Source organism: Pseudomonas sp. NY15437 (assembly GCF_048068435.1).
Lineage (GTDB): Bacteria > Pseudomonadota > Gammaproteobacteria > Pseudomonadales > Pseudomonadaceae > Pseudomonas > Pseudomonas nitroreducens_B.
In genome coordinates, this window is sequence record NZ_JBLUQC010000004.1 from 24040 (window position 1) to 49891 (window position 25852).

Here is a 25852-nt window from a genome sequence, read left to right on the forward strand (position 1 = left end):
CTGCTCCCTGCGCCCAATTTGTCCGGCGGGCTCTGTTGAACCATCTCACTCCGAACGGTCCCCTCTCCCTTCAGGGAGAGGGTTAGGGAGAGGGCAAGCCCCCACGCTGGAGCATGAGGTGGAAGGCCGGCCGGATCAGATATTCGCCACCGGCTGATAGGCCTTCGGCTTGAAGTACAGCGTCTCGCCGCGGGCGAGGCCGGTCAGGCTGTCGTGGTCCTTCACCACTTCGGCCTCGATCAGCTCGTCCTGGCCGTCCACCTTGAGGGTCACCCGGGTGATCGCGCCCAGCGGACGGATATCGCGGACCTCGGCGGCGCGGTGCTCGGCCACTTCGGAGCGCGACAGCGAGACCTCGTGCGGACGGAACAGCACGTGCTCGTCACCGCCGATGTGCAGGCGGTTGGAGTCGCCCAGGAAGTGGTAGACGAAGTCGCTGGCCGGGTTCTCGTAGACCTCGCCAGGGGAGCCGATCTGCTCGATCACGCCCTTGTTCATCACCACGATGCGGTCGGCGACTTCCATCGCTTCTTCCTGGTCGTGGGTGACGAACACGCTGGTCAGGTTGATCTCCTCGTGCAGGCGCGCCAGCCAGCGGCGCAGCTCCTTGCGCACCTTGGCGTCGAGGGCGCCGAAGGGTTCGTCCAGCAGCAGGATCTTCGGCTCCACCGCCAGGGCGCGCGCCAGGGCGATACGCTGGCGCTGGCCGCCGGAGAGCTGCTCCGGGTAGCGGTCGGACAGCCAGTCCAGCTGCACCATGTTCAGCAGTTCGTGGACCTTCTCGGCGATGCGCGCTTCGCTCGGGCGTTCCTTCTTGGGTTTCATGCGCAGGCCGAAGGCGACGTTGTCGAACACCGTCATGTGGCGGAACAGCGCGTAGTGCTGGAACACGAAGCCGACGTTGCGATCGCGCACGTCATGCTGCGAGACGTCCTCACCGTGGAACACGATGTTGCCGGCGTCCGGGGTTTCCAGGCCGGCGATGATGCGCAGCAGGGTGGTCTTGCCGCAGCCGGACGGGCCGAGCAGGGCGACCAGCTCGCCGCTGTGGATGTCGAGGTTGATGTCGTTCAGCGCCTTGAAGGCGTTGAAGTTCTTGCTGACGTTACGGATTTCGATGCTCATGGCGTGGCTCTCACTTATTCATCGTCAGCTTTGACTTTGGCGCGGGTCAGGCGGGACTCGCTCCACTGCTTGAGCAGCAGGATGACCAGGGCCATCAGCAGCAGCAGGGTGGCGACGCTGAAAGCGGCGACGTGGTTGTATTCGTTGTAGAGGATTTCGACGTGCAGCGGCAGGGTGTTGGTGACGCCGCGGATGTGCCCGGAGACCACCGACACCGCACCGAACTCACCCATGGCCCGCGCGGTGCAGAGCACCACGCCGTAGATCAGGCCCCATTTGATGTTCGGCAGGGTGACATGCCAGAACATCTGCCAGCCATTGGCGCCGAGCAGGCGCGCGGCTTCCTCTTCCTGGGTGCCCTGTTCCTGCATCAGCGGGATCAGTTCGCGGGCGACGAAGGGGAAGGTGACGAAGATGGTGGCCAGCACGATGCCCGGCACGGCGAAGACGATCTGGACGTCGTGGTCCGACAGCCACTGGCCGAAGTAGCCCTGGGCGCCGAACAGCAGCACGTAGATCAGGCCGGCGATCACCGGCGAGACCGAGAACGGCAGGTCGATCAGGGTCACCAGGATGCTCTTGCCGGGGAACTCGAACTTGGTCACGCACCAGGCGGCGGCGACGCCGAACACCAGGTTCAGCGGCACCGAGATGCCCACGGCGATCAGCGTCAGCTTCAGCGCGGCCAGCGCGTCGGGTTCCAGGATGGCTTCGAAGAAGGTGCCGAAGCCCTGCTTCAGCGCCTCGCTCAGCACCACGAACAGCGGCAGCAGCAGGAACACGGCGAAGGCCAGCCAGGCCAGCGCGATCAGGGCGCGACGGCCCCACACATTACCCCGGCGAGCCGCGTTGGCAGCGGCCGCGGCGGAAAGGCTTGCGGTACTCATGGCGCGCTCCTCAGGGCGTTTCGATGCGGCGTTGCAGCAGGTTGATCAGCAGCAGCAGGACGAAGGCGACGACCAGCATCAGCACGCCGATGGCGGTGGCGCCGGTGTAGTCGTACTGGTCCAGCTTGACCATGATCAGCAGCGGCAGGATCTCGGTCTTCATCGGCATGTTGCCGGCGATGAAGATCACCGAGCCGTACTCGCCGACGCCGCGGGCAAAGGCCAGGGCGAAGCCGGTCAGCCAGGCCGGGAGGAGGGCGGGCAGCAGCACGTGGCGGAACACCTGCAGCGGCTTGGCGCCCAGGCAGGCGGCGGCTTCCTCGACTTCACGCGGGATGTCCGCCAGTACCGGCTGCACCGTGCGCACCACGAACGGCAGGACCACGAAGGTCAGCGCGAGCGTAATGCCCAGCGGGGTGTAGGCGATCTTCAGGCCGATCTCGGTGGCGAAGCGGCCGACCAGGCCACTGGGGGCGTACAGCGCAGTCAGCGCGATACCGGCCACGGCGGTGGGAAGGGCGAAGGGCAGGTCGATCATTGCGTCGATGATCTTGCGTCCCGGGAAGCGGTAGCGCACCAGTACCCAGGCCAGCAGGGTGCCGATCACGCCGTTGATCAGGGCGGCGATCAGCGCGGTGCCGAAGCTCAGCTTGAGCGCGGCGATGACTCGCGGCGCGGTGATGATGGTCCAGAACTGATCCCAGGAGAGCTGGGTCGTCTTGAGGAACATGGCCCCCAGCGGAATCAGCACCAACAGGCTGATATACACCAGGGTGTAACCCAGAGTCAGCCCGAAGCCGGGTATGACCGGGGAGATGCGTCGCGACATTTGCTGTCCTTTCTCGTTAACGCGTTGAGAACCTGATTACGATCTGCTGCGCGTCGGCATGACTGCGTTAAAAACGGGCTCGGATGCTCATTTACCGCTCGTAAACTGCGCTTCCTCGCCTGTTTTCGCCTTGTCCTGCCCTGGCTCGCAAGATCGTAAACAGGTTCTGTGCCCCCGCCATTGGGCGGGGGTTTTCGTTCCGCGCGGGCTGTGCACCGGCCCGCGCGGATCGGGTCGCCCGGCGCAAGGCCGGGCGGGTGGCGCATCACTGCGCCTGGTAGATCTTGTCGAAGATGCCGCCGTCGTTGAAGAACTTGGGCTGCGCGACTTTCCAGCCGCCGAAGTCCTTGTCGATGGTCACCAGGTTCAGTTTCGGGAACTGGTTGGCGAACTCGGCAGCGACCTTGGCATTACGCGGGCGGTAGAAGTTCTGCGCGGCGATGCGCTGGCCTTCTTCGCTGTACAGGTACTTCAGGTATTCCTCGGCGACCTTGCGGGTGCCTTTCTTGTCGACGGTCTTGTCGACCACCGCCACCGGCGGCTCGGCGAGGATGGACACCGACGGTACGACGATCTCGAAGTTCTCGCCGCCCTGTTCCTTCTTGGCCAGGAACGCTTCGTTTTCCCAGGCCAGCAGCACGTCGCCAATGTTGTTGTTGACGAAGGTGATGGTCGAGCCGCGGGCGCCAGTGTCCAGAACCGGCACGTGCTTGTACAGGTTCTGCACGTATTCCTGGGCTTTCTCGTCGCTACCGTACTGCTTCTTCGCCCAGGCCCAGGCGGCCAGGAAGTTCCAGCGGGCGCCACCGGAGGTCTTCGGGTTCGGGGTGATGACTTCCACGCCCTGCTTGGTCAGGTCGCCCCAGTCCTTGATGCCTTTCGGGTTGCCCTTGCGCACCAGGAACACGATGGTCGAGGTGTAGGGGGTGCTGTTGTCGGGCAGGCGCGCTTGCCAGTCGGCGGGCAGCAGCTTGCCCAGCTTGTTCAGTTCGTCGATGTCGCCGGCCAGGGCCAGGGTCACCACGTCGGCCTTCAGGCCGTCGATCACGGCGCGAGCCTGTTTGCCCGAGCCACCGTGGGATTGCTGCACGGTCAGGTCGTCACCGCCCTGGGCCTTCCAGTGCTTGATGAAGGCGGCGTTGTAGGCCTGGTACAGCTCGCGGGTCGGGTCGTAGGAAACGTTCAGCAGTTGGGTGGCGGCGGAAACCGGGCCGGCAATCAGGGCGCTGGCCAGGGCGGCCAGGGCGAAACGGCGGATGGACATGTGCAGCTCCTGAAAAAAATGCAGTTCTTAGTGTTTGTTTGGCAGGGTCTTTCGGGGGGCTATGTCAGCCACGCATTCGTGGCTGGCTGCTGCAGTACCGGTGGGGCAGGGCGATCATGGCGACGCTCCGGATGTCCAGTCGGTTGCCTCAGGGCTCAGGCGGGTTTGCCGGGGCTCTGCTGCAGGCGGAATTTTTCCTTGCGCTCGATCTGCACGACCTGGCCGTTGTGCACGGTGATCTCGACGGCGCCGAAACGCAGGCCACGCAGGGCGCTCTGCACTTCGCGCAGGATGTTGGCTTCGTCCTGGCCGTCCAGGCTACGGAGGGTTGCGCTCATGGGTATCTGCTCCTAATGGGTTGACCACCGGCCGATTCACCAACGGCGCGTGCGGTGTGAGCGCATCTTAGGCAGGAGCTGGATATTCTTAAAAATACTGTTTAAGAATTTTTATATATCTGAAAGTTTTTAGCGCGAAATCACGCGGTGCTGCGCGGTAATTGCGGCAACAGGACCTCGGCCGGCTGCGGTGCGCCGTACCAGTAACCCTGGCCGAAGTTGCAGGCATGGGTGAGGAGGAAGGCCGCCTGGTCGGGCCGTTCGATGCCCTCGGCGACCACCTGCAGGCCCATGCTCTGGCCCAGGGCGATGATGGCGCAGGCGATGGCGGCGTCGTCGGACTCATCCGGCAGGCCGGCGACGAACCCCTGGTCGATCTTCAGCTTGTGCACCGGCATGCGCTTGAGGCGCATCAGCGAGGAGTAGCCGGTGCCGAAGTCGTCGATGGCCAGGTGCACGCCCAGCAAGCGCAGCTGGCAGAGCAGCTCCAGGGCCTGGTCGAAGTTTTCCATCACCGCGCTTTCGGTGACTTCCAGCTCCAGGTGATGCGGCGCCAGGCCACTCTGCTCCAGGGCGAGGGCGACGCGTTCTTCGAGGCCGCCACGGCCGAACAGCCGGCTGGAGACGTTCACCGCGATGAAGTCCAGCGCGATGCCGGCGTCGAGCCACCGGCGCATCTGCCGGCAGGCCTGCTCCAGCACCCAGGCATCGATGGCGGTGATCAGGCCGCTTTCCTCGGCCACCGAAATGAACTCGCTGGGCGGCACCAGCCCGTGTTGCGGATGCTGCCAGCGCACCAGCGATTCCACGCCGACCATGCGACCGCTGGCCAGGTCGTGTACCGGCTGGAAATACAGGCGCAGCTCGTCGTGGTCCAGCGCGTGGCGCAAGGCCGACTCCACTTCCACGTGGGAGCGCGCGCGGGCGGTCAGCTCGGGGGTATAGAAGGCGTACAGGTTGCGGCCGCTGGCCTTGGCCTGGAACAGCGCGGCGTCGGCGTGCTGCAGCAGGTGGTCGACGTTGCGCGCGTCCTCGGGGAACAGGCTGACGCCCAGGCTCACCGACATGTAGATGGTCTGCCCGTTGACGTCGAAGGGCGCGCTCATTGCTTCCAGCAGGCGCTGGGCGAGGCTGCTGGCCTGGTGGGGCTGCTGGCTTTCCAGGACCACGGCGAATTCGTCGCCGCCCAGCCGCGCCAGGCAGCAGCGGTCGTCCAGGCAGTTTTCCAGGCGTTCGGCCACGGCGCGGATCAGCAGGTCGCCAATGGCGTGGCCGAGGCTGTCGTTGATGTGCTTGAAGTGGTCGAGGTCGATGCTCAACAGCGCACCGCCGCCCTGTTCGCGCTCGGCGCGGGCCAGCGCCTGTTCGATGCGCTCGCGCAGCAGCAGGCGGTTGGGCAGCCCGGTGAGCGGGTCGTGGTGGGCGAGGAAATCCAGCTCGTGCTGCGAGCGCTTGAGGCTGCTGAGGTCGGAAAACACCGCCACGTAGTGGGTCAGCTCGCCCTCCTCGTTGCGCACGGCGCGGATGTGCTGCCACTGCGGGTACACCTCGCCGCTTTTGCGGCGGTTCCAGATCTCGCCACTCCACACGCCGTGCTCGTGCAGCGCGGCCCACATGCCCTGGTAGAAGGTGGCGTCCTGGCGGCCGGACTTGAGCAGCGACGGTTGGCCGCCGAGCACGTCCTCGGCGCTGTAGCCGGTGATGCGCGAGAAGGACGGGTTGGTGTGCACGATCACGCCGCGGGCGTCGGTCACCAGCAGGCCTTCCTGGGTCGCCTCGAAGACGGCGGCGGCCTGGCGCAGGTGCTCTTCGTTGCTGCGCTGGTGGGTGATGTCGCGATTGACGCCGGTCAGGCGCAGCGGCCGGCCATCTTCGCCGCGGGTCAGCCGGCCGCTGCTGCGCACCCAGCGGTAGCTGCCATCGCTGTGACGAATGCGGTAGACGCACTCCAGGGCAGTACGCAGGCCCTGGATACAGTCTCGGTGCAGGGCGAGGGTGCGCGCGCGGTCCTCCGGATGCAGGCGGTTCTCCCAGAGCAGCAGGTCGTCGCTCAGGTGTTCCACCGGCAGGCCGAGCAGCGTGGCGTAGCCGGACGAGTAATGGACGCGCTGGGTTTCCAGGTCCCAGTCCCACACGCCATCCTCGACCACGGCGAGGGCGCGCCGGAGGCGCTGCTCGTTGTCGGCCAGGTCCACGTAGGCGGCGTGCTGCTGGCTGAAATGCCGCCAGAGCACGAAGAACAGCACGAAGAAGGTGATGGCGAGGAATCCGTACTTCTTCAGCTCCATCGCCCGGGCCAGCGAAACGGGGTCGAGCAGGACATTTTGTAACCATTGGTCACCCAGCCAGACCCAGAGGGTGGCGGCGACCAGGTACAGGAGACTGATGCGCAGGGCGCTGAGGCTTGGATTCATGCGGTAGTGGGTTGTATTTATTGGCTGTGCTGTATAAAAAATGGCCAGTCGGCCCCGTTCGTATCTAAAAGACCGGATGGTAATCCGGACCCGCATGGTGATAATGCGGGCTGTTCCTGCCTGGCGGGAACCTAGTCCACACCCCTTCCGAGGTACAGTATCGCCTATGTGGTACAACGGTTTCCTTGACCTGTCGCCGTGGCAACTGGTGGCGGTCACCCTGGTCCTGACCCATATCACCATCGTCAGCGTCACCGTCTATCTGCACCGCTACTCGGCGCACCGCGCGCTCGATCTGCATCCGGCGCTGCAGCATTTCTTCCGCTTCTGGCTGTGGATGACCACCGCCATGAACACCCGCGAGTGGACGGCCATCCACCGCAAGCACCACGCCAAGTGCGAAACCGCCGACGATCCGCACAGCCCGGTGTACAAGGGCCTGGGCACCGTCCTGCGGCGCGGCGCCGAGCTTTACCGTGAAGAGGCGCAGAACCAGGACACCCTGCGCATCTACGGCAAGAACTGCCCGGACGACTGGCTCGAACGCAACGTCTACTCACGCTACCCCATCGGCGGCATCGTGCTGATGGCGATCATCGACCTCGCCCTGTTCGGCGCGCTCGGCATGACCGTCTGGGCGGTGCAGATGATGTGGATTCCCGTGTGGGCCGCCGGTGTCATCAACGGCCTGGGCCATGCCATCGGCTACCGCAACTTCGAATGCCGCGACGCCGCCACCAACCTGGTGCCCTGGGGCATCCTGATCGGCGGCGAGGAGCTGCACAACAACCACCACACCTACCCGAACTCGGCGAAGCTGTCGGTGAAGAAGTGGGAGTTCGACCTGGGCTGGGCCTGGATCAAGCTGTTCAGCTTCCTCGGGCTGGCCAAGGTCGCCCGCGTGGCGCCGATCGCCCACCGGGTGGAAGGCAAGGGCAGCCTGGACATGGACACCGCCATGGCCATCCTCAACAACCGCTTCCAGATCATGGCGCAGTACCGCAAGCTGGTGATCGGCCCGCTGGTGAAGCAGGAACTGGCCAAGGCCGACGAGTCGGTGCGCCACCTGTTCCGCCGCGCCAAGCGCCTGCTCTCGCGTGAAACCAGCCTGCTGGAAGAGCGCCACCATGCCCGCATCCAGGACCTGCTCGCACAGAGCCAGTCGCTGCAGGTGATCTACGAGAAGCGTCTGGCCCTGCAGCAGATCTGGGTAAAAACCAGCGCCAACGGCCACGACATGCTCGCCGCGATCAAGCAGTGGGTGCACGAGGCGGAAGCCAGCGGCATCCAGTCCCTGCGCGAATTCGCCGAGCAACTGAAGACCTATTCCCTGCGTCCCGCCGTCTGATTGACGGAATCGTCCTAGGACGTTGAGAGATGCGTCTCAGAAAAGCCCGCCGTTCGGCGGGCTTTTCGTTTAATTTGCAGCAGCAAGGCGTAGTTTGCGGTCATAGCCCCGGTCAATGAGCGGGAGGACGCTGATACATGGACGAGAACAAATTGCCGGCCGATCAGGAAGAGGCCCTGCTGGCGCTGCTGCACAGCCGCGCCGAAGTGACGCGCCTGAAGGAGCGCGAACAGCTCTTCAGCGCCCTGCTGGCGAGCGTCAACTCGGTACTCTGGGCCTTCGACTGGCAGAGCCAGCGCATGGTCTATGTCAGCCCGGCGTACGAGCGCATCTTCGGCCGCTCCGCCGCGCTGTTGCTGGCGGACTACAACGAGTGGCGCAACTGCATCTACCCCGATGACCTGGACTATGCCCAGAGCACCCTGCAGGAAGTGCTCGAGCGCGGCGCCATCGAGCAGCGCGAATACCGCATCCTGCGTGCCGATGGCGAGGTGCGCTGGCTCAGCGACAAGTGCTTCGTCAGCCAGCACAGCGAGGCCGGCCTGCCGTTGATGATCGTCGGCATCGCCGAAGACATCACCGACAAGAAGCACCTGGAGACCGAGCTGCACCGCTTGGCCACCACCGACGTGCTGACCCAGAGCAGCAACCGCCGCTACTTCTTCGACAGCGCCGAGCAGGCGTTCCGCGACTGCAAGGCGACCTCCACGCCGCTGGCCTTCCTGTTGCTGGACGTGGACGACTTCAAGAAGATCAACGACGTCTACGGCCACCAGGTCGGCGACGTGGTGCTGCAGCGCATCGCCCAGTGCGGCGCCGGCGCGTTGCGTCGCGGGGACCTGTTCGGCCGGATCGGTGGCGAGGAGTTCGCCGTGCTGCTGCCCGGCTGCGACGAGAACATGGCGCGGCAGATCGGCGAGCGCCTGCAGCGCGAAGTGCAGCGCCTGCGTTTCAACGAGGGCGAGCATTTCTTCAGCGTCACCATCAGCCAGGGGCTGACGCTGTTGCAGCCCGATGACCAGAATCTTTCCGCTCTCTACAGCCGTTCCGACGCGGCGCTGTACCAGGCCAAACGGACCGGCAAGGACCGCATTGTTCAGGGATGAAACACTTCCCCGCGCCCCGCATCGCCCGATTAATACTTTCTGATTAATACCTCCGCGCAGAGGCGCGCGGGTGGTATTCGTCGTCAAAAGGCTTGTGTCGGGTTTATGGCGCCTTAGTAATCAACAGGTTACAAGGATAGAATTGCCTTTTGTCGGATTCTTGGCGTCTCTGGGCTTCGTTCATTGACATGCCTTCATACCCCCCACTATTACTATCCACATAGCAATATCGTGTGGTGTCTGGATGAGACACCTCAGGGAGCAGTCGCACGAGCAGTGTGTCATGGAAGATTCTGCCACCTCTTCTTCCTGTCACTTTCCTATCGCTGCCTGACAACTTCCGTCAGCACCTCGCTGTGGAAGGGCGATAGTTTTTTGCTTTTTGTTTTTCCAGATTTTCGGAACTTGGCCGAAGGGCGGTAGCTTTGCCCGGCGAAATATAACGGCCACTCCAGGGACGAACAGTTGATTGTCATTAATTGAATCGGGTCATTCGAACTCGGGCGGTAGCCTTGTCTTCGAATTTTGCATTTGGCCCGGCGCAGAGCATCTCCTGGACTGGAGTGAGTGACGATGGCCGCTGGAAGAATGGAAATGGACGGTACTTCACGTGCTGTCCTTTCAGGCAAAAAGAGCAGCGTTTCCCAGGCGAAAAGTGTTTCGCCAGTGAAACTGCGGAAGTGTGGCGCTCCTCCCCGGAGCGCTAATAAAAAGTTTAGACGGGCTCGCGCGCTTAGTTCGGAATTTTGTTACGCCGATCTTTCACATTGTCGATTCGGTTGTAACAGCGATGAACTTTCCGCTGAATCAGAGCCGTACCAGACGCTGGTTGTTTCATCTCTGAAACAGCAACTTCGCGCCTCTGCCGAAGTGTTTCTGCAGGCGTCCGCCCCTCATTCCGAACTGAATCCCGCGACCCTTCCGAGGAAGAGCCGCGCGACGGCGGCTGCGCCGCAAGTGACGGAATCCCGGCGCGTTCGCCGCCACCCTGCCGGCCGACAGGGCCGGCATCACGAGAGCCGCGCGCCACGCCGCGCTGGGAGTCAAGGCTGATGGCCGAGAAATCGCTTCGTTCCAACTATGCCTGTGTGGTCGGCGGCGCCGGCCCGGCAGGCATGGGCTTCCTGTTCAACACCTACAAGACCGGTGCGCTGGCCAGCCTGGCGCGCGAGGGTCTGCTGGTGGTGGACGCGGCGCTGGCGGTCGGCCGTGGCCGCCTGGGGGACTATCACATCACCGCCAACTCGGTGGGTGACGTGTTCCTCGACTGCCTGCGCGACCCGGCATTGCTGCCGATCTTCGCCCCGCTGGCGCATTCCCAGGCCTTCCGCGCGCTGCAGAACGACCCTCATGGCGCGCCGCTGCTGACCCAGGTCGGCGAGTTGCTGGCGCATGCCTCGACCCTGTTCATGCGCTATGTCACCGAGCACCTGGGTGTCGAGGTGGCGCTGGGCACGCGCATCGAGAAGATCACCGCGCAGGACGACGGCAGCTTCCAGCTGGCGCTGCGCAGCGGCTCCCACGTCACGCAGATCGACGCGGGCGCCCTGGTGATGAACCTGGGCGGCCGGCAGAACCGCGAATACCTCAACTGGAGCCTGGCCGAACAGGACCTGCACCTGGCCCACGACGGCCCCACGGTGTACTCCTCCGACGCGCTGCTGAGCCTCTCCGCGGCCGAGTTGGTGGAACTGTTCGGCGACCGGGTGACCCCCGGCAGCCGCTTCACCGTGGTCGGCGGCTCCCACAGCGCCTTCTCGATTCTCGACAACCTTGCCTGCGCCCTCGATTGCCTGGGCCTGGAGCAGATCACCCTGCTGCACCGCGCGCCGATCCGCCTGTTCTTCGAGAGCGTCGAGGAAGCCCGTGCGGCCGGCTACGTGGTGGACGAGGGCATGGACGTCTGCCCGGTCTCCGGGCGGGTCAACCGCTCCGGCGGCCTGCGCTACCGCGCCCACCAGGTCGGCACCGACGTGCTGTCCCGCGGCGTGGTCAGCGGCACGCGGGTGAAGGTCGAGCTGCTGCGCCTGGGCGATCGCTCGCCCACCGTGCGCGAGCGCCTGGAGCAGTGCTGCAGCGAGGACGGCGTGATCGTCCAGGCCATCGGCTACCAGCCGTGCCTGCCGGCGCTGCGCCGCGCCAACGGCGAGCCGCTGCAGGTGCGCGAGAGCAAGGGCGGGCTGGATTCCGACGCCGCCGGCTGCCTGCGCGACCACACCGGCCGGCCGATTCCGGGGCTCTACAGCTTCGGCCTGGGCTCGGGCCTGGCGGCGAACCCGATGCTGGGCAGCGAGCGCTCCTTCGACAGCCGCATCTACGGCGTCTGGCAGTTCCACCACGACGCCAGCGGACGGGTCATCGAAGCCATCCAGGAGCACCTGGCCAGCCGCCTGCCGGCGCAGGCCCTGGAGACGCGCATCGACGACGCGCCCTTCGCGCTCTCGGCACTGGGTTGAGCGGCGCCCGCGCCGCCTCTGAATGCACCAGCCAACGGACTTTCCATCCAACTGAGGGATGCGACCGTGATCAATGTGACCAAGACCTACCTGGGCAACCTGGACAAGTTCAAGGCCTACGTGGAACAGATCTATGCCTCCGGCTGGATCACCAACCACGGGCCCTTCGTCACGGAGTTGGAAGAACGCCTGCAGGACTACTTCGGCGTTCGCCATGTGATTCTCACCAACAACGGCACCATCGCCCTGCAAGTGGCCTACCGGGCCCTGGGCGTGACCGGCAGTGCCGTTACCACCCCCTTCAGCTTCGTTGCCACCAGCAGCACGCTGCAGTGGGAGAGCATCCGCCCGCGCTTCGCCGACATCGATGCGCGGACCTGGAACCTCGACCCTGCGCGCATCGAAGCCAGCCTTGCGCCGGATACCACCGCCATCGTCGCCACCCACGTGTTCGGTAATCCCTGTGCGGTGGAGGAGATTCAGGCGGTGGCCCAGCGCAACCGGTTGAAAGTGATCTACGACGGCGCCCATGCCTTCGGTTCGCGCTACCGCGACCGCTCGGTGCTGGCCTGGGGCGATGCCACCACCCTGAGCTTCCACGCCACCAAGCTGTTCCACACCATCGAGGGCGGCGCCATCGTCACCTCCGATGACGAGCTGGCCAGGCAGATCCGCCTGATGTGCAACTTCGGCATCGCCGGCGTCGACCAGATCGTCGGCCTGGGGATCAACGCCAAGCTCAACGAGTTCTCCGCCGCCATGGGCCTGTGCGTGCTCGACGAGATCGACAGCATCCTCGCCCAGCGCGAGGAGATTGCCGCGCGCTACACCGCCGCCCTCAGCGGTTACTACGACCTGCAGGCCAGCGAGAGCTACGCGCGGCTGAACAACAGCTACTACCCCATCGGCCTGCGCGACGAGGCCCAGGTGCTGCGCGTGCGCAGCGCGCTGAACCAGATCGGGGTCAACCCGCGGCGCTACTTCTACCCGTCGCTGGACACCCTCGACTACCTGGCTCCCCAGGTGCCGCAGGTGCTGTCGCGCGAGCTGAGCCAGCGCATCCTCTGCCTGCCGTTGTACCCCGGCCTGCCGCAGGACGTGCAGCGCGCGGTGATCGAAGTGCTGCTGCTGGAGAGCGGCCGCGTCGCCGTCGCGGTGTAAGGGGACGACCATGCGCACCGCACGCTCGCTGTCGATGGTCCGCAATACCCTGCTCAACTACGCAGGGCAGGCGTACGCCATCGTCATCGGCATCCTCATCCAGCCGTTCTACCTCGGCCACCTGGGCGCCGAGGCCTATGGCCTGATCGGCTTCTTCGCGGTGCTGCAGAGCTGGCTGTTGCTGCTGGATGTCGGGTTGTCCCCGGCGCTGGTACGCCAGGTCGCCCACGGTCGCGGTGTCCACGGCGAAGGCCAGGACCAGGCGCGCCTGCTGCGCTCCTTCGAGCTGATCCTGCTGCCGCTGACCGTGCTCAGCAGCCTGGCGGTGTGGGGCGGCAGCCGCTGGATCGCCGGGCAATGGCTGAACGTGCAGCAGCTCTCGCCAGACCTGGTGGCGCAGTGCATCGGCCTGATGGGCCTGCTGGTGGCGCTGCGGCTGTACGCCACCCTGTACCGCAGCGCGCTGCAGGGCCAGGAGCTGCATGGCTTCATCAACGCGGTGAACGTGTTCATCACCACGCTGCGCTACTTCGGCGGCCTGCTGCTGGTGGCGCAGGTCAGCCAGGACCCGCTGGTGTTCTTCCAGTTCCAGGTCGCGGTATCGCTGATCGAGGCGCTGCTGCTGGGCGGCAAGGCCTACCTGTGGATGGACGTGCGCCTGCTGACGCGCTTCTGCTGGGACACGGTGCGCCCGGTGCTGCCCTTCGCCCTGGGCATGTCGTTCGCCTCGGGCCTGTGGATCGTCCTCACCCAGCTGGACAAGGTCCTGCTGTCGAACCTGCTGCCCCTGCAGCAGTACGGCTATTTCTCCCTGGTGGCGCTGGTTTCCGGCGGCGTCCTCACGCTGGTCAACCCGCTGGCGCAATCGCTGTTGCCGCGCATGACCATGCTGGTCGCCGAGGAGCGCCACGACGACATGCAGCAGCTCTACCTGAAGGCGAACCGTTTCGTCTGCGTGCTGCTGTTCCCGATGGTTGCGGTGATCGCCGCCCATGGCCATGACCTGATCCTGGCCTGGAGCGGCGATGCCGTGGCCGCCAACTGGTGCCGGCCGATCCTCGCCTGGTACGTGCTCGGCGCCGGCCTGCTGGCCGTGGCCAGCTTCCAGTTCTACCTGCAGTACGCCCATGGCCAGCTGCGCATGCACGTCTGGTACAGCGTCATCTCCACCGGGGTGACCGTACCGCTGGTGATCGCCAGCGCCTACCTCTACGGCGTGCAGGGCGTGGCGTTGTGCTGGTTCGGCCTGCGCCTGGTGTCGTTCCTGATCTGGCCGGCGATCGTGCACCACACCTTCGCGCCCGGCCTGCATGGCCTGTGGCTGCGCGACACCCTGCAGATCGCCGCGCTGAGCGCCGCCGGGCTGCTGCTGGGCGAACCCTTCTACGCGTTGCTGGCGCGCTCCGGCGAGCGCCTCTGGCTGCTGGCGGCGCTGGCCGTGTGCGGCCTGATCACCCTGTTCCTCGTGGGCGCGGGCTCTGCCCCGGCTTTGCTGCGCCTGTTCAAACCGTCCCACAAGCCGAGTGTCTAGACATGGATATCCGCTCCGAGCTGCAGATCCTTTCCAACTGGCCGGAAGACCCGACGCCTCTGTTGAGCATCGTTTGCCTGGCCTACAACCAGGTGAACTACATCGGCCGCACGCTGGACAGCTTCCTCGAGCAGGTCACCGATTTCCGCTTCGAAGTGCTGGTCAACGACGACGCCTCCAATGACGGCACCAGCGAGCTGATCGCCGACTACGCGGCGCGCTATCCGCACATCATCAAGCCGATCTTCCACAAGGAAAACCAGTACTCCAAGGGCGTCTCCCACGGCCTGCCGGTGTTCCGCAAGTGCCGTGGCCGCTACATCGCCTACTGCGAAGGCGACGACTACTGGACCGACCCGCGCAAGCTGCAGATCCAGGTCGACTTCCTGGAGAAGAACCCGGACTACGTGATCACCTACCACGACGCCTACACCTACAACGAGGATGGCGTGATCAAGCCGCGCCAGCTCACCGGCAAGTACCGCCGCGACGCCAGCCGCCTGGACCTGCAGAAGGCGCGGCCGATCTCCACGCTCACCACCTGCTTTCGCAACGTTCTGACCGAGATGCCCGAGGAGTTGCGCACCACGCGCATGGTCGACCTGTGCTGGTGGTCGCTGCTGGGCGCCTACGGCAAGGGCCGTTTCATCGAGGAGATCCGCCCGGCCGCCTACCGCGTGCACCAGGGCGGGATCTTCTCCATGCAGGCCGACCGCGTGCAGCAGCAGATGACCCTGCACACCTACTACTGCCTGTCGCGCTACTACCAGCGCCTGGGCAACCAGGAACTCAACGAGTACTTCCTGATGCAGGTCTGCCGGATGTCCATGGCGGCCGTCTCGCCCATGCGCAAGGTGCAGGCCTTCCTGATGTTGATCGGCAACCACGGCGCCAACCTGCTCAAGCGGCTGAACCCGATTCAGGCGCGCTGAGCCGCGCCACCTCAATGGAGGATGGAAGTCCATGAGTGTCATGCCCCGCTCGTCCCTGGAAACGCTCCAGGACACCCGCATCGACGTTGCCGGCCTGCTGCGCCTGCTGTTCGATCACAAGAAGATGATCCTCGCCATCACTGGCCTGTTCACCCTGCTCGGGCTGTTCTACGCGGTGGTCGCCACGCCAATCTACGTGTCCGGCGCGATGATCCAGATCGAGCAGAAGAAGAACGGCCTGAACGGCACGCCGGAGGTGATCAACCGCCCCGACTCGGTGTCCATCGCCGCCACCGAGATCGAATTGCTGAAATCCCGCGCGGTGCTGGGCAGGGCCGTCGAGTTGCTGAAGCTGGACATCGTCGCCAAGCCCAGGCACCTGCCGCTGATCGGCGACTACCTGGCCCGGCGCTACAAGCCCGAGGCCGGGCAGGCCCTGGCCGCGCCCTGGCTGGGCATGGGCGCCTATGGCTGGGGCGGCGAGCAGATCAAGGTGTTCTCCCTGGACGTGCCCGAGGAGTACCTGGGCGAGCCGCTGACCCTGGTGGCCGATGGCGGCGACGCCTATCACCTGCTCAACGCCGACGACCAGCTGATCCTGCGCGGCGAGCTGAAGAAGCCCGTGGTGGAAAAGGGCTTCAGCATCGAGGTGGATGAACTGGTGGCGCGTCCCGGCACCGAATTCATCGTGGCCAAGAACCGCCTGCTGACCACCACCCTGAACTACCAGAAGCTGCTCAAGGTGGTCGAGGCCGGCAAGGACTCGGGGATCATCTACATGACCCTGGAGGACCCCAACCCGCAGCAGGCTGATCGCATCCTCGACAAGATCAGCCACCTCTACGTGCTGCAGAACGTCGAACGCAGTTCCGCCGAAGCGTCGCAGCGCCTGCAGTTCCTGCGCTCGCAACTGCCGGTGGTGCGCATGGACCTGGAAAAGGCCGAAGCCGCCTACAACGCCTACCAGACCACCGCCAAGTCCGCCGACATCAGCGTCGAGACCCGCGGCGTGCTGGACCAGGTGGTGGGCATCGACAACCAGCTCTCCGAACTCAAGCTCAAGCGTGACGAGTACGACCGCCTCTACACCCCCAGCCACCCGACCTACCAGGCCCTGCTCAAGCAGGTCAGCAGCTTGCAGGAGCGCAAGGCGCAACTGCAGAAACGCATCCAGACCCTGCCGGTCACCCAGCAGGAACTGCTGCGCCTGTCCCGCGACATGCAGGTCACCCGGCAGACCTACACCAGCCTGCTGAACAAGGCCCAGGAGCAGGACATCATCCGCGCCGGCACCATCGGCAACGTGCGGGTGATCGACACCGCCCAGGCCAACGTCGAGCAGCCGGCCAAGCCGATGCGCAAGGTCATCGTGCTGCTCGCGACCTTGCTCGGCTTCTGCGTCGCCCTCGGCGTGCTGTTCCTGCGCCAGGCCTTCTACCGCGGCGTGGAGAACCCCGAGGCGATCGAACAGCTCGGCCTCTCGGTGCTCGCCGCGATCCCCTACTCGCGGCAGCAGGAGCGCCTGGAGAAGGAGCGCAAGGGCGACGTCCTCGGGCACACGCCCAAGCTGCTTGCGGCCTCCACCCCCGGCGACCTGGCCAACGAGGCGATCCGCAGCCTGCGCACCAACCTGCACTTCGCCCTGCTCGAAGCGCGCAACAACGTGGTGATGCTCACTAGCCCGGCGCCGGGCGCCGGCAAGTCGTTCGTCTCCAGCAACCTGGCGGCCATCGTCGCCCAATCGGGCCTGCGCACCCTGCTGATCGACGCCGACATGCGCAAGGGCTACCTGCACCGGGTGTTCGGCCTGACGCCGCGCCACGGCCTGTCCGACGCGCTGAGCTCGCACCGCCCGCTCAGCGAAGTGATCCTGCCCACCGAGGTGCCGGAGCTGGACTTCATCTCCTGCGGCTTCGCCGCGCCCAACCCGTCCGAGCTGCTGATGCACGACAACTTCGCCCAGCTGCTGCGCGATGCCTCGTCGATGTACGACCTGGTGATCGTCGACACCCCGCCGGTGCTGGCGGTGACCGACGCCGCCCTGGTCGGCCGGCTGTGCGGCATCTGCCTCCTGGTGACGCGCTTCGGCCAGAGCCCGGCCAGCGAGATCGACACCGCGCGGCGGCGCCTGGGGCAGAGCGGCATCCACCTGCAGGGCGCGATTCTCAACGGGGTGAAACGCAAGGCATCGACGGCCGCGTACGACTACGGCGCCTACGCCTACCGCTACGACGCCAAGGACTGAACAGGGAATTCGGAGAAGGGATGCCACCATGGTCCACATCGTCAGCCTCATGCAGCCGTACCTGTTCCCCTACCTGGGGTACTTCCAGCTGATCGCCGCCAGCAGCCTGTTCATCCTCGGCGACAGCCTGCAGTACACCCGGCGTGGGTGGATCAACCGCAATCGCCTGCTGGTCGGCGGGAAGATCTGGCAGTTCAGCTTCCCGCTGGAGCAGGGCTCGCAGAGCCAGGCGATCAACGAGCGACGGCTGAGCGGGGAGCTGCGCCGGAACAACCAGCGCCTGCTGCACACCATTCGACATGCGTACCACCGCGCGCCGTGCTACGGCCAGGTGATGCCGCTGCTGGAGGAGATCCTCGCGCACCCCGAGCGCAACCTGTCGCATTTCGCCGAGCACTCGATCCGTCGCATCTGCCACTACCTCGGCATCGACACGCCGATGGTGCGCGCCTCGGAGCTGGCGCTGGGCGAGGACATCGGCCGCGACCAGCGCCTGATCGAAGCGGTGAAGCAAAGCGGCGGCGACGTCTACCTCAACCCGCAGGGCGGCCGCCACCTGTACTCGCCGGACGTGTTCCAGGCCCATGGCCTGGAGCTGCAGTTCCTGCGCATGGACGAACTGAGCTACCCGCAATTCAGCCCGGATTTCGTCCCCAGCCTGTCGATCATCGACGTGCTGATGTTCAACCCGCCGGACGAGATGCAGCGGTTGCTGGGCCGCTACACCCTGGAGCGGCCCGCTCCCTCGTCGCACCTGCCTGGGCGCAGCCAACGCGCCATGGAGAGCGAGTCATGAATTCCTTTGTCAGCGTGGACCTGCAAGCCGCGCAATACCGCTGGTACCTGATCCAGACCAAACCGCACCAGGAGCTGCGCGCCGAGGAAAACCTCGGGCGCCAGGGCTTCCCCTGCTACCGCCCGCTGGTGCAGCAGGGCAGCCGAGCGCAGCCGCTGTTCCCCGGTTACCTGTTCATCCGTCTCGATCAGCAGCACGACAACTGGTTCCCGATCCGCTCCACCCGCGGGGTGGCGCGCATCGTCAGCTTCGGCGCGCAGCCGCTGGCGGTGGCCGACGAACTGGTGGAAGGCATCCGCCTGCGCCTGGCGGCCATGCCCGAGCGGCCCTCCAGCGGCTTCCACGAGGGCCAGGTGGTGCGCCTGAAGTGCGCCGGCGAGTGCGAAGTGGAGGCCATCTTCCTCTGCGACGACGGCACCGAACGCGCGCTGATCCTGCTCCACCTGCTGCAACGCGAACAACGCATCCGGGTCCCGCTCAGCCAACTGTCGGCAGTGGGCGGCAACGACGGCTGGCGCGCCTGAGGCGGCCAACCCCGAACAGGCCAGAGACAAGGAGGAGTGGCGAATGAATGGATCGACCGTGCTGGTGACGCTGACCTATGGCGATCGCCTGGAATACCTGCGGGAGCTGCTGGCCCGGGCCTTCCGCGAGAAGGACATCACCCGCGCCATCGTCGTCAGCAACGCCTCGGTGGCGGAGCTGGACCAACTGTTCATGCTCTGGCCCAACCGCGTGCAGGTGATCGAGCTGGACAGCAACACCGGCTCGGCCAATGGCTACGCGGTGGGCATCGAGGCTGCGCTGGACAGCGGCTGCGACTTCATCTGGCTGATGGATGACGACAACGCGCCGACGCCCGGTTCCTTCCCCCTGCTCAAGCAGCGCCTGATCGACTGCGCCCTGCGCCACGGCACCGACAACACCGCCGTGCTGGGCTTCCGCCCGACCCACCAGGCCGATGTCGCCTCTGGCGTGCCGACCCGTTTCATCGCGCCGCCGCGCTCCAGCTACTTCGGGTTCCACGTCCGCCAGCTGCCCTACAAGCTCTGGCGCCGCACGCCCTGGGGCAAGCCGACGCCGCGCCCGGCGCAAGCGCTGCTGGAATTGCCGTTCGCCTATTACGGCGGGCTGCTCGGCCATGCCGACCTGTTCCGCCGCATCGGCCTGCCGCGCCGCGACCTGGTGCTCTACGCCGACGACACCGAATACACCTTCCGCATCGGCGCCCTCGGTGGGCACCTCTACCTGGTGCCGGAGGCCGGGCTGGATGACCTGGAGCACTCCTGGAACATCAAGCAGCGCACTGCCAACATCTACGAGACCTACCTGCTGGGCAGTTCCGACCTGCGCGCCTACTACGCCGCGCGCAACCAGGCGTGGTTCGACAAGAACCTGTGGGTCACCTCGCCCTGGATGTACCGCTTCAACCGCTGGGTGTTCATCCGCCTGCTGCACTTCTTCGCCCGCCGCCACCAGCGCGAGAGCCGCCTGGCCCTGCTGCTGCAGGCGATCCGTGACGGCGAGGCCGGCGCCCTGGGCATGAACCGGGCGTACCCGCTATGAGAGTGCTGCTGCTCAACACCCTCTACGCCCCGCACATCGGTGGCGGGACGGAGGTCATGCTGCAGCACATGGCCGAGGGCCTGCGCGCGCGCGGGCACCAGGTGCAGGTGCTGTGCACCGGCCCGCGGGCAGGGCTGCAGCGCGAGACCGTGAATGGCGTGCCGGTGCTGCGCGCCGGCCTGCGCAACCTCTACTGGCCCTTCGACGAGCAGGACCACGGTGCGCTCCAGCGCCTCGCCTGGCATGTGCTGGACCGCTACAACCGCGCCATGCGCGGGCTGCTGGCGAAGGTGCTGAAGGAGGTCGAGCCGGACGTGGTGGTCTGCCACAACCTGTCGGGCTGGTCGATCGCCGCCTGGGATGCGATCCGCGCCGCTGGCGTGCCCATCGTCCAGATCCTCCACGACCAGTACCTGACCTGTCCGCGCGGCGTGCGCTTCCACCAGGGTCGCCATTGCCGGCAGCCGTGCGCGCCCTGCGCGCTGCTGCGGCGTTCCCATGCCGCCGCCTCCGGCGCGGTCGAGACGGTGGTCGGCGTCAGCCGCTACCAGCTGCATGCCCTGCTCGATGCCGGGTACTTCACCGGCAGCCAGGCCCATGTGGTCTACAACGGCACGCCGCTGGCCGCGTCGGCCGCTACGCCGCCGGTCAGCGGGCGGCGTCCGCTGCGCTTCGGCTTCATCGGCGCGCTGACCCCGAACAAGGGCGTGGAGTGGCTGATCGAGCAGTTCCAGGCCCGCGGCGGGGATGCCTCGCTGCTGATCGCCGGGCGCGGCGACAGCGCCTACGTGAACCAGCTGAAATCCCTCGCCGACCCGCAGCGCGTGCATTTCGTCGGCTACCGCAAGGCCGCCGAGTTCTTCGCCGAGATCGACGTCGCCGTGGTCCCCAGCCTGGCGCCGGAGTCCTTCGGCCTGGTGGCGCTGGAAGCCTGCGCCCACCACCTGCCGGTGATCGCCTCGCGCATGGGCGGGCTGACGGAGATCGTCCAGGACGAGGTCAACGGCCTGCTCTGCTCGCCCGAGCAACCCGCCTCGCTGGGCGACGCCATCGCCCGCCTGGTGCGTGACCCGGCGCTGCGCCAGCGCCTGGCCGGGCGCGCCCGTGAGGTCGTGGCGCCGATGCTCAGCGTGGAACGCATGCTCGACGAGTACGAAACCATCCTGCGCCACACCCTGCTTACCCGCGGAGTCCAGCATGGAACTGCAATCCCCGTATCCCCGCTTTGAGCTCGACCGTCGCGTGACCTTCGACCGCTCGTTGCTGGCGCTCGGGGTGCTGGTGGCGTTGCTGCTGGTGGAGACCTTCAACGGCGCGCTGCGCTTCTACACCGACCAGGCCGGGCTGTCGGCCATCGTCTACCTGCCCAAGGTGGCCTGCATCGTCGCGGTCGGCTGGGAGCTGTTCACCCGCCCGCAGCAGCGCGGCCTGTGGCTGCTGCTGATCCTCGCGGCGGCCTCGCTGCTGCTCGGCCGGCTGCATGGCGCCGAGTTCAAGAGCGGCTTCTTCTCGGTGTTCATCTACGCGCCGCTGCTGTTCGGCCTGCTCTGCGGCCAGTACCTGGAAATGCACCGCAAGGCGGTGGGCTGGCTCATCTTCTTCTGCCTGATCGCCTCCCTGGCCGGCATCGCCCTGGACCTCACCATCAACGTGCCGTGGAAGGGGTACACCTATTCCATGGGCGGCGTGGAGATCAGCGGCAACCGCTCCTGGAGCGCCTACGGGCTGGACCGCATCGCCGGTTTTTCGCGGATGTCCTCCAGCCTGGCGATGATGCTGGCGGTGTTCAGCCTGTACCTGGGCTCGTTCCGCCTGATCCTGCCGATTCGCGGGCTGATCTACCTGGTGGCGCTGGTGGGCATCGTGCTGACCACCAACAAATCCTCCGCCGGGGCCTTCTTCCTGGCCCTGCTGGTGATGAGCATCAGCCGCCGGCGTCTGCTGTTCCTGCTCGCCGCGCTGCTGGTGGTGCTCGGCGCGCTGGCGCTGCCGCTCTACGGCCTGTACGGCCATGTCGACCCGTACCTGGCCACGGCCACCGGCGACAACCTGATGGGGTCGATGGTGGATCGCCTGGTCAACACCTGGCCGAACCTGATCAAGGTGATGGACTACAACGGCTGGATCTACACCGGCGCGGGGCTGGGCATGACCGGCAGCGCCTACGCGGCGTTCCCGATCTTCGGCGTCGAGCAACTGGCGGTGGCGGACAACTCGCTGCTCTACCTCTGGTGCCTGTTCGGCGTGGCCGGCGGCGCGCTGTACCTGCTGGCCGTGCCGATGCTGATGCGCCTGCAACGCCAGCCCGGCCGCGAGGCCCGCGCGCTGCTCGGCATCGCCTACTGCATCCTGCTCATCGCCTGGACCAGCGACGTGCTGGAATCGCCGATCCCCAGCCTGTTCCTCGGGCTGGCCATCGGCCGCGCCCTGCGCCTGCCGGGCGAGGCTGCGCCGCAACCGGCGCCGCGCACCCTGCGCCTGCAGGGCGGCATGCTCAGCCTGCTGGGCTGCGCGCTGCTGATCGGCGGCCTGCTGCAATCGCCCTCCAGCATGGCCAAGGAGGCGCCGGTGGAAAGCCTCGGCCCGGCGGAATTCATCGTCGGCGCCAGCACCCATCAGAACATCCGCCCCGGTAACCGCGACGGCATCAATCGCCTGGCCCGCGAGGCCGGCATCCTGTCGTTCCGCGACGATGCCTACTGGTCCAGCGTCGAGCGCGAGCGCGGCGTGCTGTCCATCGACGCCGCCTGGCGCGCCCAGCTGCGCAGCACCCGCAGCCTGGGGATCGACACGCTGCTGATCCTGGGCAACGAGAACCAGTTCTACGGCAACGCCAAGCCGCGCGACGAGGCCTCCCGCGAGGGCTACCTGCGCTACGTGCGCTACGTGGTGCGCAGCTTCAAGGGCCAGGTCGCCTTCTACGAAGTGTGGAATGAGTGGGACTCGGAAAACGCCACCGACAAGGACTTCAGCGACGACTACCTGACCCTGGTGCGCGCCGCCGCCAAGGTGATCCGCGAGGAAGACCCGCAGGCCAGGGTGCTGGCCGGCGCGGTCACCCTCAAGGGCATTCGCCAGGGCTTCGCCGAGCGCATCGCCGGAGGCGGCGTGCTGGACGTCGTCGACGGCATTTCGCTGCACCCGTCCGTGTACTGCGAGGGCGAGATGTCCACCCCCGAGGCCTGGCTGGACTGGTTCCAGGGCGTCAACCAGAAGCTCGAGCGCGCCGCCGGCAAGCCGGTGCCGCTGTACTTCACCGAGTTCAGCTGGCCGGCCCACGACGGCGCCTGCGGCATCAGCCGCGAACGCCAGGCCGCCTACCTGGCCCGCGCCTATGTGCTGGTGCGCAGCCTGCCCAACGTGAAGGGCGCCTGGTGGTACGACCTGGTGGACGACGGCATCGACCGCACGGACATGGAGCACAACTTCGGCCTGCTCACCGCCAGCGGCGAACCCAAGCCGGCGTACCACGCCATGGCCAGCATCGCCGACATCATCGGCCGCTACCGCTTCGTCGGCCGCGTGCCCAACCAGGACCCCAACGTCTACCTGCTGCGCTTCGCCAAGGCCAGCGAGGAAATCCTGGTGGCCTGGACCCTGGGCCACGAACAGACCCTGGACATCACCAGCAAGCCCGGCAGCAGCGACACCCTCTGGCGCCTCGACGCCGTGGAAGGCATCGCCCGCCGCGAGGGCCGGCCGGTGCCCTGGCAATGCCCCGAGAGCGGCGGCGATTGCCAGGCCAGCATCCGCATCGACGCCTCGCTCACGCTGCTGCGCAGCGCGTCGGCCCCGCAGCTGTCGTTGCGCTGACCCTCTCGCGGAGACCTCCCATGATCGTGATCAACGCGCGTTTCCTTACCCAGCCCATCAGCGGTGTGCAGCGCTTCGCCGAACAGATTTCGCTGTCGCTGGCGCGGCTGCGCAGCGACCTTCACTTCGTCGCGCCGCCCGGGGACATCCTTCGTCCGGACATCGCCCGGCAACTGCAGGTCGAGCAGATCGGCAGCCACGGCGGCCACCTCTGGGAGCAGCTCGACCTGCCGCTGTGGCTGGCCCGCCACGGCCGGCCGCTGCTGGTGTCGCTGTGCAGCACGGCGCCGCTGGCCTATGGCAGGCAGGTGGTGACGCACCATGACATCACCTACGTGCGCCACCCGGGGAGCTTCTCGTGGAAATTCCGCGCGCTGTACCGGCTGATGATCCCGCTGATGCTGCGGCGCTCGCTGGCGCAGGTGACGGTCAGCGAATTCTCCCGGCAGGAGATCGCCTCGCACTACGGCATCGACCCCGATGGCATCCATGTGATCGCCAACGCGGTGTCCGCCGAGTTCTGCACCGGCCTGGAGCCGACCCTGCTGGAGCGCCCCTACGTGCTGGCGGTGTCCTCGCCGGCCACGCACAAGAACTTCGCCCGGCTGATCGAAGCCTTTCGCCTGCTCGGTGAGCTGGACGTCGAGCTGCGCATCGTCGGCGCCGCCAACCGCAGCTTCGTCGAGGCCCAACTGCAGCAGAGCGGGCAGGGCGACCGGGTGCGCTGGCTGGGCCGGCTCGACGACGACCAGTTGATCGAGCAGTACCGCAATGCTGCCGTGTTCGCCTTCCCCTCGCTGTACGAGGGCTTCGGCATCCCCCCGTTGGAGGCCCAGGCCTGCGGGTGCCCGGTGGTGGCCGCCCGCAGTGCCTCGATCCCCGAAGTGCTGGGCAACTCGGTGCTCTACTTCGACCCGCTGGACCCGCCCGGCATCGCTGCCGCGCTGCGCCGCGTGCTGCTCGACCACCAGCTGCGCGCCGACCTGCGCCGCCTGGGGCAGGAGAACGTGCTGCGCTACTCCTGGGACATTTCCGCGCTGCGGCTTTCCAGCCTGATCGACACCTTTCTGACCGAGCGCGCGGACTTCCCGGTGCGCTTCGACGCCAAACAGATCGCCAAGCAAGGAGGCAGATCATGAAAGGCATCATCCTCGCCGGCGGCTCCGGCACGCGCCTGCACCCGATCACCCTGGGCGTGTCCAAGCAGCTGTTGCCGATCTACGACAAGCCGATGGTGTACTACCCGCTGTCGGTGCTGATGCTCGCCGGCATCGACGACATCCTGCTCATCTGCACCCCCGGCGACCTGCCCAACTTCCGCGCCCTGCTGGGTGACGGCGAGCAGTTCGGCGTGCGCCTGCAATACGCCGTGCAGCCCTCGCCGGACGGGTTGGCGCAGGCCTTCCTGATCGGTGCGCCATTCATCGGCGACGACTCGGTGTGCTTGGTGCTGGGCGACAACATCTTCTACGGCCAGGGCTTCACCGAAACCCTCCGCGAGGCGGCCGCACGCCCCCACGGCGCCACGGTGTTCGGCTACCAGGTGGCGGACCCGGGGCGCTTCGGCGTGGTCGAGTTCGACGCGGCGGGGCGCGTGCTGTCCATCGAGGAAAAGCCCCGCGTGCCGCGCTCCAACTATGCCGTCACCGGCCTGTATTTCTACGACAACCGCGTGGTGGAGATGGCCCGTCAGATCCGCCCCTCGGCGCGCGGCGAGCTGGAAATCACCGACATCAACAACCTCTACCTGGCTCTGGGCGAACTGCACGTGAGCCTGCTCGGCCGTGGCTTCGCCTGGCTGGACACCGGCACCCACGAGTCGCTGATGGAAGCCGGCCATTTCGTGCAGACCATCGAGGAGCGCCAGGGACTGAAGGTCGCCTGCCTGGAGGAAATCGCCTTCCAGCAGGGCTGGCTCAGCGAGACGCTGCTGGCCTTGCAGGCCGAGCGCCTGAGCAAGACCGGCTATGGCCGCTACCTGCAGCAACTGTTGCTGGACAAGCGACAGTGAACCCGCACCCGGCGAGCCCGAGGCGGGCTG

20 protein-coding genes are annotated in these 25852 nt (G+C 66.4%); 14 read left to right on the forward strand and 6 right to left on the reverse strand.

All coding sequences use genetic code 11. The annotated features are described in order from the left end of the window. Window positions 1-135: 135 nt before the first annotated feature. The 6 genes from ACNFIA_RS10450 to ACNFIA_RS10475 form a co-directional block, all read right to left on the reverse strand. Window positions 136-1125 carry a sulfate/molybdate ABC transporter ATP-binding protein gene (locus ACNFIA_RS10450; protein ID WP_296290304.1) on the reverse strand — a complete coding sequence of 330 codons (990 nt, stop codon included), beginning with the start codon at window positions 1123-1125 and terminating at the stop codon, window positions 136-138. Between the two features lie 14 nt (window positions 1126-1139). Then, window positions 1140-2012 carry a sulfate ABC transporter permease subunit CysW gene (cysW, locus tag ACNFIA_RS10455; protein WP_416784676.1) on the reverse strand — a complete coding sequence of 291 codons (873 nt, stop codon included), beginning with the start codon at window positions 2010-2012 and terminating at the stop codon, window positions 1140-1142. A gap of 10 nt (window positions 2013-2022) precedes the next feature. After that, window positions 2023-2841, reverse strand: coding sequence for a sulfate ABC transporter permease subunit CysT (cysT, locus tag ACNFIA_RS10460; RefSeq protein WP_416784678.1), 819 nt, complete (start codon window positions 2839-2841; stop codon window positions 2023-2025). 265 nt (window positions 2842-3106) lie between these two features. After that, a complete protein-coding gene (locus ACNFIA_RS10465; protein ID WP_259758020.1) occupies window positions 3107-4105 on the reverse strand; it encodes a sulfate ABC transporter substrate-binding protein in 999 nt (332 codons plus the stop codon). A gap of 155 nt (window positions 4106-4260) precedes the next feature. After that, window positions 4261-4443 carry a sulfur starvation response protein OscA gene (gene oscA / locus ACNFIA_RS10470; protein ID WP_017520779.1) on the reverse strand — a complete coding sequence of 61 codons (183 nt, stop codon included), beginning with the start codon at window positions 4441-4443 and terminating at the stop codon, window positions 4261-4263. A gap of 140 nt (window positions 4444-4583) precedes the next feature. Continuing rightward, complete coding sequence (locus tag ACNFIA_RS10475; protein ID WP_416784681.1) at window positions 4584-6857, reverse strand: putative bifunctional diguanylate cyclase/phosphodiesterase; 2274 nt, start codon at window positions 6855-6857, stop codon at window positions 4584-4586. A 166-nt stretch (window positions 6858-7023) separates the two neighbouring features. Here ACNFIA_RS10475 and desA point away from each other — a divergent pair, with 166 nt between their 5' ends. The 14 genes from desA (at window position 7024) to rfbA (ending at window position 25822) form a co-directional block, all read left to right on the forward strand. Then, complete coding sequence (desA, locus tag ACNFIA_RS10480; RefSeq protein ID WP_259758018.1) at window positions 7024-8205, forward strand: delta-9 fatty acid desaturase DesA; 1182 nt, start codon at window positions 7024-7026, stop codon at window positions 8203-8205. Window positions 8206-8342: 137 nt separating this feature from the next. Further along, the gene (locus tag ACNFIA_RS10485) at window positions 8343-9311 is read left to right on the forward strand and encodes a GGDEF domain-containing protein (protein WP_259758017.1); all 969 of its coding nucleotides are present in this window, start codon (window positions 8343-8345) and stop codon (window positions 9309-9311) included. A gap of 1052 nt (window positions 9312-10363) precedes the next feature. Then, entirely contained in the window at window positions 10364-11767 is a 1404-nt protein-coding gene (locus ACNFIA_RS10490) for a hypothetical protein (RefSeq protein ID WP_416784683.1), read from the forward strand. Window positions 11768-11833: 66 nt separating this feature from the next. After that, the gene (locus ACNFIA_RS10495) at window positions 11834-12928 is read left to right on the forward strand and encodes a DegT/DnrJ/EryC1/StrS family aminotransferase (RefSeq protein WP_259758015.1); all 1095 of its coding nucleotides are present in this window, start codon (window positions 11834-11836) and stop codon (window positions 12926-12928) included. Window positions 12929-12938: 10 nt separating this feature from the next. Then, window positions 12939-14459, forward strand: a complete 1521-nt coding sequence (locus ACNFIA_RS10500; protein WP_416784685.1) for a lipopolysaccharide biosynthesis protein — start codon at window positions 12939-12941, stop codon at window positions 14457-14459. A gap of 2 nt (window positions 14460-14461) precedes the next feature. Then, window positions 14462-15391 (forward strand): glycosyltransferase family 2 protein, encoded by a 930-nt coding sequence (locus ACNFIA_RS10505; RefSeq protein WP_259758012.1) that lies wholly within the window; start codon window positions 14462-14464, stop codon window positions 15389-15391. Window positions 15392-15422: 31 nt separating this feature from the next. After that, the gene (locus ACNFIA_RS10510) at window positions 15423-17636 is read left to right on the forward strand and encodes a polysaccharide biosynthesis tyrosine autokinase (protein WP_259758011.1); all 2214 of its coding nucleotides are present in this window, start codon (window positions 15423-15425) and stop codon (window positions 17634-17636) included. Window positions 17637-17664: 28 nt separating this feature from the next. Next, the gene (locus ACNFIA_RS10515) at window positions 17665-18432 is read left to right on the forward strand and encodes a WbqC family protein (RefSeq protein ID WP_416784688.1); all 768 of its coding nucleotides are present in this window, start codon (window positions 17665-17667) and stop codon (window positions 18430-18432) included. Next, entirely contained in the window at window positions 18429-18956 is a 528-nt protein-coding gene (rfaH, locus tag ACNFIA_RS10520; protein WP_259758009.1) for a transcription/translation regulatory transformer protein RfaH, read from the forward strand. Before ACNFIA_RS10515 ends, rfaH begins: the two co-directional genes overlap by 4 nt. A 43-nt stretch (window positions 18957-18999) precedes the next feature. Next, window positions 19000-19998 (forward strand): glycosyltransferase, encoded by a 999-nt coding sequence (locus tag ACNFIA_RS10525; protein ID WP_259758008.1) that lies wholly within the window; start codon window positions 19000-19002, stop codon window positions 19996-19998. Continuing rightward, window positions 19995-21227: a glycosyltransferase family 4 protein gene (locus tag ACNFIA_RS10530; protein ID WP_416784690.1), complete on the forward strand. Its 1233-nt coding sequence runs from the start codon at window positions 19995-19997 to the stop codon at window positions 21225-21227. The genes ACNFIA_RS10525 and ACNFIA_RS10530 overlap by 4 nt, the downstream gene beginning before the upstream one ends. Next, entirely contained in the window at window positions 21196-23811 is a 2616-nt protein-coding gene (locus ACNFIA_RS10535) for a GH39 family glycosyl hydrolase (RefSeq protein WP_259758006.1), read from the forward strand. Before ACNFIA_RS10530 ends, ACNFIA_RS10535 begins: the two co-directional genes overlap by 32 nt. Before the next feature lie 20 nt (window positions 23812-23831). After that, window positions 23832-24950 (forward strand): glycosyltransferase family 4 protein, encoded by a 1119-nt coding sequence (locus ACNFIA_RS10540; protein ID WP_416784692.1) that lies wholly within the window; start codon window positions 23832-23834, stop codon window positions 24948-24950. Beyond that, the gene (gene rfbA, locus ACNFIA_RS10545) at window positions 24947-25822 is read left to right on the forward strand and encodes a glucose-1-phosphate thymidylyltransferase RfbA (RefSeq protein WP_416784694.1); all 876 of its coding nucleotides are present in this window, start codon (window positions 24947-24949) and stop codon (window positions 25820-25822) included. The genes ACNFIA_RS10540 and rfbA overlap by 4 nt, the downstream gene beginning before the upstream one ends. The last annotated feature ends 30 nt before the right edge of the window (window positions 25823-25852 follow it).